The 7,677-nt window shown below is 56.8% G+C and carries 7 protein-coding genes and 1 pseudogene; 5 read left to right on the forward strand and 3 right to left on the reverse strand.

Annotated features, from left to right (window positions below; translation table 11 throughout):
• From NLI84_RS17315 to NLI84_RS17325, 3 genes are all read left to right on the forward strand, one after another.
• Nucleotides 1-574: P-loop NTPase family protein (locus NLI84_RS17315; RefSeq protein WP_255992035.1), on the forward strand; the 574-nt coding region annotated here is incomplete at its 5' end.
• Between the two features lie 250 nt (nt 575-824).
• Nucleotides 825-1,934, forward strand: a complete 1,110-nt coding sequence (locus NLI84_RS17320; protein ID WP_255992036.1) for a type IV toxin-antitoxin system AbiEi family antitoxin — start codon at nt 825-827, stop codon at nt 1,932-1,934.
• 341 nt (nt 1,935-2,275) lie between these two features.
• Nucleotides 2,276-2,620 (forward strand): helix-turn-helix domain-containing protein, encoded by a 345-nt coding sequence (locus NLI84_RS17325; protein WP_255992037.1) that lies wholly within the window; start codon nt 2,276-2,278, stop codon nt 2,618-2,620.
• Nucleotides 2,621-2,884: 264 nt separating this feature from the next.
• Here the strand turns inward: NLI84_RS17325 and NLI84_RS17330 are convergent, their stop codons facing one another.
• Complete coding sequence (locus tag NLI84_RS17330) at nt 2,885-3,568, reverse strand: SOS response-associated peptidase (RefSeq protein ID WP_255992038.1); 684 nt, start codon at nt 3,566-3,568, stop codon at nt 2,885-2,887.
• A 25-nt stretch (nt 3,569-3,593) separates the two neighbouring features.
• Nucleotides 3,594-3,809 (reverse strand): hypothetical protein, encoded by a 216-nt coding sequence (locus NLI84_RS17335; protein WP_255992040.1) that lies wholly within the window; start codon nt 3,807-3,809, stop codon nt 3,594-3,596.
• Between the two features lie 107 nt (nt 3,810-3,916).
• On the opposite strand from NLI84_RS17335, the gene NLI84_RS17340 reads away from it, so the two are divergent.
• Nucleotides 3,917-4,600 carry an SOS response-associated peptidase gene (locus NLI84_RS17340; RefSeq protein ID WP_255992042.1) on the forward strand — a complete coding sequence of 228 codons (684 nt, stop codon included), beginning with the start codon at nt 3,917-3,919 and terminating at the stop codon, nt 4,598-4,600.
• 37 nt (nt 4,601-4,637) lie between these two features.
• Here NLI84_RS17340 and NLI84_RS17345 read toward each other — a convergent pair.
• Nucleotides 4,638-5,026 (reverse strand): annotated as a pseudogene (locus NLI84_RS17345) (transposase); the annotation flags it as partial.
• A 227-nt stretch (nt 5,027-5,253) separates the two neighbouring features.
• On the opposite strand from NLI84_RS17345, the gene NLI84_RS17350 reads away from it, so the two are divergent.
• Complete coding sequence (locus NLI84_RS17350; protein WP_255992043.1) at nt 5,254-7,653, forward strand: phosphotransferase; 2,400 nt, start codon at nt 5,254-5,256, stop codon at nt 7,651-7,653.
• Nucleotides 7,654-7,677: the final 24 nt, after the last annotated feature.

Consider the following 7,677-nt stretch of genomic DNA (forward strand, 5'->3'; position numbering starts at 1 on the left):
GGCACTTCTGGGCCAGAGCCACTCCCTCACTGGTGAGCTAGTCGAAATAGCGGGGCTGGGTGTGGCTGGCGCCGAACTGGACAGGGCTGTAAACGCTGAGCCTGCGACCTCAGATAACGTGGGTAGACTGGCCAGGAAGTTTCATCAGTGGCAGGGGCAACTCGAAGCACGGCATGCCCTGGTGGTGATCGATGAGGTGCAGCATCTGGCGACGTCACCACAGTTCCTGCCGTTTACGGCAGCGCTGCGCACGCTGCTCGATACCGCGCCAGCGAACATCCATGTCCTGTTCACCGCGTCTTCTAACGCTGATCTACGAAAACTACTCAATGCGCCTGACGGGCCGTTCTTCGACTTCGTCGTGCCGCAGGATTTCCCGGTGCTCGGCGCCGAGTTCATTAGGTTCATCTGCGCGCGCTTCCAGGCGCTGTCGGGTCGCGTTCTGGATGAGCACAAGCTTCAGGCTATTCATAAAGCCTCCGGCCATGATGCGCGGCGGGTGTTGCGCTTGGTAAAAGCGCTTCTCCTCCGACCGGAGTGCACGCTTGTCGATCTATATCCAGACTCGGTTTAGCTTTACCGGATGAACGTTTCCGATGAGGTTACTTCTGGCGCTGAATCCCCCAGGGGGCTTCGGTAGCCCATGGTTGTGAATGGCTGGCGCAGTAACATCGCGCCCGCAAATAACAAGAAACGGCCTGCCGAGGCCACCTTGGTGCGGGAGGATGTGGGCTGCACGAGCGAGCTTTGTAAGCACGTATGTAGGTGGTGCCAAGGTTGTTCAGCTTCTGATGCTTTTCATGAAAAATGAACATATATGAAAAATGAACATGCTCAGTGATGCGGACGTGAACCTCATTGAACAAGAGGAACAAATCCTTCGAGCTGCACTAGAAGCGATCGAGGATCCGGATCGGGTGAAGGTGTGCGACTGGCAAATGCTGCAAGAGCGTCCGCGTAGGGACCACGGAGCCGACGCGGAAGTCATGCTAGAGGTTCGAGGTGAACGGATTACCTATTTGCTGGAGGTGGTTCAGCGCGTCTCCAGGTCAAGACTGATCATGGAGCTGCAGCGCCAACAGAGAGCAACGAGCAGCATGGGCAAGCCCAGGATGATCGCCACGGTGTGCATGTCGGAGGAACAGGCACTGTGGTGCCGTGCCAACCAGCTGGCGTTTATCGACACCGCGGGCAACAGGTTCATCTCAACGGAGCGCTACGAAACAGCAATTGTCGGCATGCGATTGAGCGAGGAAATCAAGCAGCAGTTCGCGCCGGCCGCGAAGGCGGGCTCGACCGCCTACCTAAAGGTCATCTTTCCCCTACTGTGTGATCGCAATCTGATCAGCGCGCCGTACCGGGACCTAGCGCGCCTGTCTGGGGCCTCTATCGGCACGATCAGCGATGCCTTTGAAGTGCTCAAGAAGAGAAGCATCGTGGGCGAGCGACAACGCGATCGAGTGTGGCTAGATCAGCCACGCTTGTTCCAGGAGTGGGTAGTGGGATATGCATCAAAGCTTCGGCCGAAGATGCGCCCAAGGCGCTTTGCAACGGACTCGGACGCGCTTTGGAGAGAGGCGCCGGATTTGCCAGAAGGCTTGTTATGGGGCGGTGAGGTCGCTGCGGAACGAACATCGGATCTGCTGCACGCGGGAGAGGGAACACTTTACTTCGACCCTTCCTTGGGAAAAGACCACCTTCGGAAGCTCATGATGGCTTACCGATTCAAGGCCGATCCAAATGGCAACATCGAGGTGATGGAAACCTTCTGGCCGTATGCGGAGGCTCTTGATTCGCCGATCCGCGGCGAGGTCGGTTTGACCCCGCACGTGGTGACCTACGCAGATCTCATGGCGACCAACTCGTCGAGAAATTGGGAAGCAGCTCAAGCCATCCTGGAGAAGTACATTGACCGCGCTTTCCATCCCCGCTGATCGATATTGGCGCCGACCGGAAAATGAGCCAGTTGTGAAGGTAGTGCCGAAGTAAAAGTGAGCCGGGTGTTCAATCTACCCTGCCGCGTATTTAAGCAGCGGGGTTCGAGGTGTGATTTCCATGGACATGATTGGCAGAATCCGGCGGCTACACATGAGGTCCGGATAGACAACCGCAGCCCGCACGCAGACAGTAGTGCCAGGCGCAACATTGTTGTCTTCGTCACGCAGTAGTTTTCGACTCCACATCGATCGCAACACGCTGCATTCGTTGTCTTGTAGTGCATTGTTATTAGCGCATTAGTGTCATAATTTGCCATCAATGCATTGATTTTCATGCCATGAAGCTATCGAGCTACACCACCGTGACCGCGCAAGCCCAAGAGCTGGGTGCTCGTCTCAAGTTTGCGAGGCTGCAAGCCAATATCAGCCAGGAAGAACTTCGTCTTCGTGCGGGGATTTCCAGAACAGCCGTGGCAGGCGCAGAGTGTGGCAAGGCACACCTCGAAACAGTGCTAGCCATCATGGGCGTCTTGGGCATGATCGACGCTGCGGACCAGTTCATCCCTGAGATGCAACCCTCACCAGTGCAGCTTGCCAAGCTACAGGGCAGGCAACGAAAGCGGGCATCCAAAAGTAGTGTGGACTCTGCCAAGAAGCCGAAAGCAAAGGTGCTGGATTGGTGACACATATCCGGATGCTTCGCCGAACGCCGCGATGTTCACTCAAATCCGCTTGCCGCACCTAGGTGCGCAGCAGCACGCCATCCTGGCCCTGTGGGCTACAGAGAACACTGCCCCTTCTTCTTACTGCCTTGCTGGATCTTCGCTAAGGAGCGTCACGATTTCTTCCGGGAGCACATCCGCATATTTATGCCAATCGTACCGACACCGTAGCTGCAGTGCTGCACATGCTGGTGCGCGGTTGGCGCTGTTGTTCCGCCGGCAGCTTCACGCTCTCGCCAGCAGCAACGGCTCCAGCAAATCCGGCCCTTCCGCCTTCGGATTGCTCATCGATGCTGCTAGCGCAATCGCTTCCAGATCCGGTGCTGTCGGGTGGGCCAGCATTGGCCCGCAGTCGTACGGTACCGTGCTCTGGCATATCCACTGGCTCATGGCTTCGCGGGAAAGCAGCACCGGCCGCGGCACCGCGCGATCCACCACGCCGTGCTCGATCGGGTGGGTCAGGATCGTCACCCCGGATGCGCGCCACGGATCGGCCGGGTCCACGTTAGTCAGCGCAGCGGCGTAACACGGGCGCCCACCCTTGCGCTGGATGAAATAGGCTCTGCGCCGGCCATCCACCTCAAGCCATTCATACCACCCATCCATGGGCACCACACACCGGCGGCGGTGCTCCCATAGCAGCTTGAAATACTTGGATTCAGGCGCCTTCGGCCCGGCAAAGGTCGGCTCTGCGGGCAGGCTGCGGCGCTCGGCCCAGCCTGGCCGGTACCCCCATCGGGCTATGGCAATCTCACGCCGGTCGTACCCCTGGAATTCGTGCATCACCAGCACTTGATCGCCAGGACTGATGTTGTAGCGGGCCGGCCACCGGTCCTCGCGCTTTTCCGGGCGCCAGCCAGCGGCCACGCGGAACACATCCCGGCTCGAAAACTGCGCAAAGCGTTCCACCGTCTATTCCTCGGTTCCGCGCGTGCTAGTTCTGATTCGGCGGATAATAGCTGGTGCTCGCTGTGGCCAGTGCTTCCGCCGGGTTGTCGTACACGGTCCACACCTCCCTGGAACCAGCAAGCGGGATTGCATCCACGTACTGCACGCGGATTTCCTCCACGGTGAGCTTGTGGGTGCTGGTCAGCCACTTCCCGCGGGTGCGGTCGAAGTAGCGAAAGCTGAAGACTTCTTTGGTGTGCATGGCGTTGCCCTCCTGAAAGCTCAAAATATAGAACGTTCGTTCTATTTCGGCAAAACAGAGGCGATGGCCGGATGGTCTAGGCTGGTGAAGTCGAATAGGAGCAAGCCATGTGCGGGCGAGTGGCCAAAACGCGGCAGGGCTGGGATTACATCGAGCATCTGGGCTGGGATCACGAACTCGACGGCCTCGACGATCCACCGCGCTATAACGTGCCGCCAGGCACACGCCAGCTCATGCTGCATCGGCTTGGCGAGGAAGGTGCACCGGCAGCGGATTGGGTGTGGTGGAACTACCTGCCGGCTTGGTCCAAGACCAAAGGCGGCTATCCGAATGCCCGCATCGAGAAGGTGCTGGGCGGCAGCGGCTACTACCGCGCACCGTGGGAGAAACGTCGCCGCGGCATCATGCCAGTGGACGGCTGGTTCGAATGGCTGGCGCTGGAAGGCGGCGGCAAGCAGCCGTACTACATCACCGCCAAGAATCGGCAGCCGCTCTGGCTGGCCACCATCACGCTATTCGAGCCCGGCCAGCCCAGCGAAGGACCGGAGCACGGCATGGCCATCATCACCCAGGATTCAGTCGGCGGCATGGTAGACGTGCACGATCGTCGGCCGGTGGTGTTTGGTCAGGCGGATGTGCTGGCTTGGCTGGATCCCAATGTATCGCCAGACCTCGCCAGCCAGCTGCTGCTGCATATGGCCAGGCCAGGTGATGAGTTCGAGTGGTGGGCGGTGCCGGTTGCTATAGGCAACACACGCAATCAGGGGGCGGCTTTGATCGAGCCTCTTTGAGGCTCAGACAACCAGACCAATTGGCGCCGGTCTATCTGTTCGGGTCTGGCCGGGGTTGGTAGCGCAAGGCGCTCGGGCTCATTCGGACGATGCGCAACGCCCAGCGCTCACTCAGGCCCCGCCCTGCTAAGAACCGCACCAGGTCGCGTCGCGTTGGTGCGGTCACCACTTTTTTTGCAGGGCTTCCTTGATGACCTCGTTCTCGCGCATGGAATTGGCCAGCATGCGCTTGAGCCGGGTGTTCTCGGCCTCGAGTTCCTTGAGCCGCTTGGCATCGGAGACGTTCATGCCGCCGAACTTGCTGCGCCAGAGGTAGTAGCTGGCCTCAGAGAAACCATGTCGGCGGCACAGCTCCTTGATCGGCAAGCCGGCTTCGGCTTCGCGCAGGAAGCCGATGATCTGTTCTTCGGAAAAGCGTTTCTTCACGTCCAGTCTCCTTGATGGAAGGGATTGGACTCCAAAGCTGCGTGCTACTCAAATTTGGGAGGACGTCGAAGCGGCCATTACAAATCGCTCGAAATTATGTCCGCTTTGCTTTGCTGTGTTAACGTGTTCTATCCAAAAACCGGAGCGTATTCAGCTTCTGCAATCCAACCGGCTACGCTATGATTTGCAATATTTAAATTCCGGCGATTTGAGAGGGAAGGCTGTCCATGAGACGAACTGATGAGATTGCTGGTGCGCTACATTCATGGGCACCTGAACTAGCCGAAAGCTTTACTTCGCTTGCCTTCCTTGGTTCAGATTCCGCGATCAAGTGGCTTACCGATTCACCGTGGTCATTGGAGTTGGGCACACTCATTTGCCCTGATGGACATTCAATCGCAGCGGAGATGTGGCGAAAAGTACTCAAAGAACAAGTTACTCTCCCGACGCCTGCCCTCCTTTTGATACTTGAACACCAACGTCGACATCCCGCTGATATGGGGGACTCAATGTCGACGCTGAGGTTGAATTTCTCCAAGACTCTAGCGAATGTTGCGTATCGAGCTGCTGATGCCTTGCACGAAAGTGCAAAGCAGAGTTTTGCTGGCGATGAGATTGATGTAGCCATAGCGCGCTTTCGAATAGCACTGTCAGAGTTCCGGTTCTCTATAGAGAGTAAGCTACTTTCGGATAGCACAAGAAAAATAGCTACTGGCAAGTATGCGACTGCAGTTGCAATGATCGGTCGCTGGATCAATGTTTCGTCAGAGACGCTTTCAAGGGCCTTGTCGTACTCCCTAGAATCGATGACTCTCGGAAATCTGCAGACCGAGACACTTAGTTATCGACTTGAACTTCTGGTTCTACAGTTCGATCAAATTGGTGATGCCCAACTATTAGAAGACGCGCTAGATCTCCTGTCGGTGCATTCGAAGATTGCGACAGGCACAGAGCTCGCCGAGGCAGAGGCTCGATTCCGCCTTTTTCAGCTTACAGCATCGAAGCTCTCGGACGCTAAGCACCATCTTCAAGTCGCAAAGGAGAAGCTGGTATCGTTTCGCCCCAAGACCGGTGTTGAAAGCGCCCGCAGCAACGTTCTCTTTACCTTGGTTACAGAGGCCGAAAAAGGTGGGCTGGATATTCCTGCCCGATCAATGGCCCTTCCAAGAGGGCTACTTGCTTTAATGGCTACGGAGCCATCAACCAAACTTTGGGACGTTACAAGACGAGTAATCAATGGGCTTGAAATTCTACGAATAAGTAAAGGATCGGCGCCTGCTGCTGTGTTGAGCGCCCGACTCCTGCGCCAAATGGTGGACGGGCCTGCCGAGTTCCATGAACCAAGTGACCTTTCTTGCTACGTAAATATCACAGCTTGGCTCTCTGAGAGATCTTCGTGGAACAGACACGCCAAATGGGAGGCTGGAGCGGCGGCGCTTTCGGCTGCGAAGCGCACTGGAAATCAGAAGCTGGCATTCCGGGCTCAAGAGATATTCAATGAGCTTTCCGCCACCCATTCAACTTGGCCGCTTCCGCGAATTGGCATTGCGCGAGTGCGAGACTACCTTGTCGGTAACCCCATAGGGGGGGCATCTACTGATGGTAGTTGGGGGGACGCGGCAATACTTGCGCTGAAATCAGCCATCTATGCACGGTCAAACTTGGGTGGACGTAATGAGGTCTTCGCTGTTGCAGACGCAAGAGGATTTCTGTCGGAGACGTTCGTCTTTAAGCGGACGACCAAAGCAAAGGCGGAGCACGAAGCATTGATGCTGACTGCTCTGCGAAATGAGATTACCCGACTGGGTGATGCAAATCGGTTCGAAGTGCCTCGTTCACTTGCCATCTTCGAGTTTCCTTCAGACGATGACCGAAAATGGGTACACGTTTCTCAACGTGCTACTGGACGATTGGTGAGCGAACTACGCACAGAAGAGGCTTTAGATGTACTCGAGTCAATCGTAGATCTTCTTGCGGTTTTTCATCGCGTCGCGGGGAGCCCTCCGGCAGGTAAATCAGCGTGGCGGTCGCTGAAGGACTATCTCAAGATGTGGTCGAGAACCCTCTTCGAGCCGGAACAGGCTGAGGGTTTCGTGAATTCTTTGCATAGCCACTTTCCAAGGGAACTTCCGTTGGTAAGGAAACGGGATGGTCATGCGTCCAACTGGCTCGTGGACCCCGCAGGACGAATCGTAGCCATTGATCTTGAGTCCACTGACTTCGTCCCGATGGGATACGACGTTGCACAACTGATCGAAGACAACGCCTTAGTACAAGCGAACCAGGATGGCTGGCATAGGCGACTAGCAATCATGGGGCGTTATCTGGATGGCATGGGGCATTCACTCAGCAATTCAGCTTTGATCACTGCATACGGATGGTACGCACTGACCCGTGCGCTGCGGCTAGGAACCGAGCGGGAGGCAGGAAAGCATTTGCGCCGCCACGCGCGCGAACTGTGCGGGTTGATAGTAGATTACGGTGACCACGCAACAAGAAGTTTGGCGAAAGAGCTACTTCAAGCGCTCTCGCGGATCGAACAGGCAGACACACAAGAATCCGTCCCCAGCCATGACCATCGGCGTCTAAGCAAGGCAATGGCATACCTGTTGCATCCCGGACGATAATCTTAGCCCTCGTAGTTGGCGACT

Source organism: Chitinolyticbacter albus (genome assembly GCF_024437655.1).
Classification (GTDB): domain Bacteria; phylum Pseudomonadota; class Gammaproteobacteria; order Burkholderiales; family Chitinibacteraceae; genus Chitinolyticbacter; species Chitinolyticbacter albus.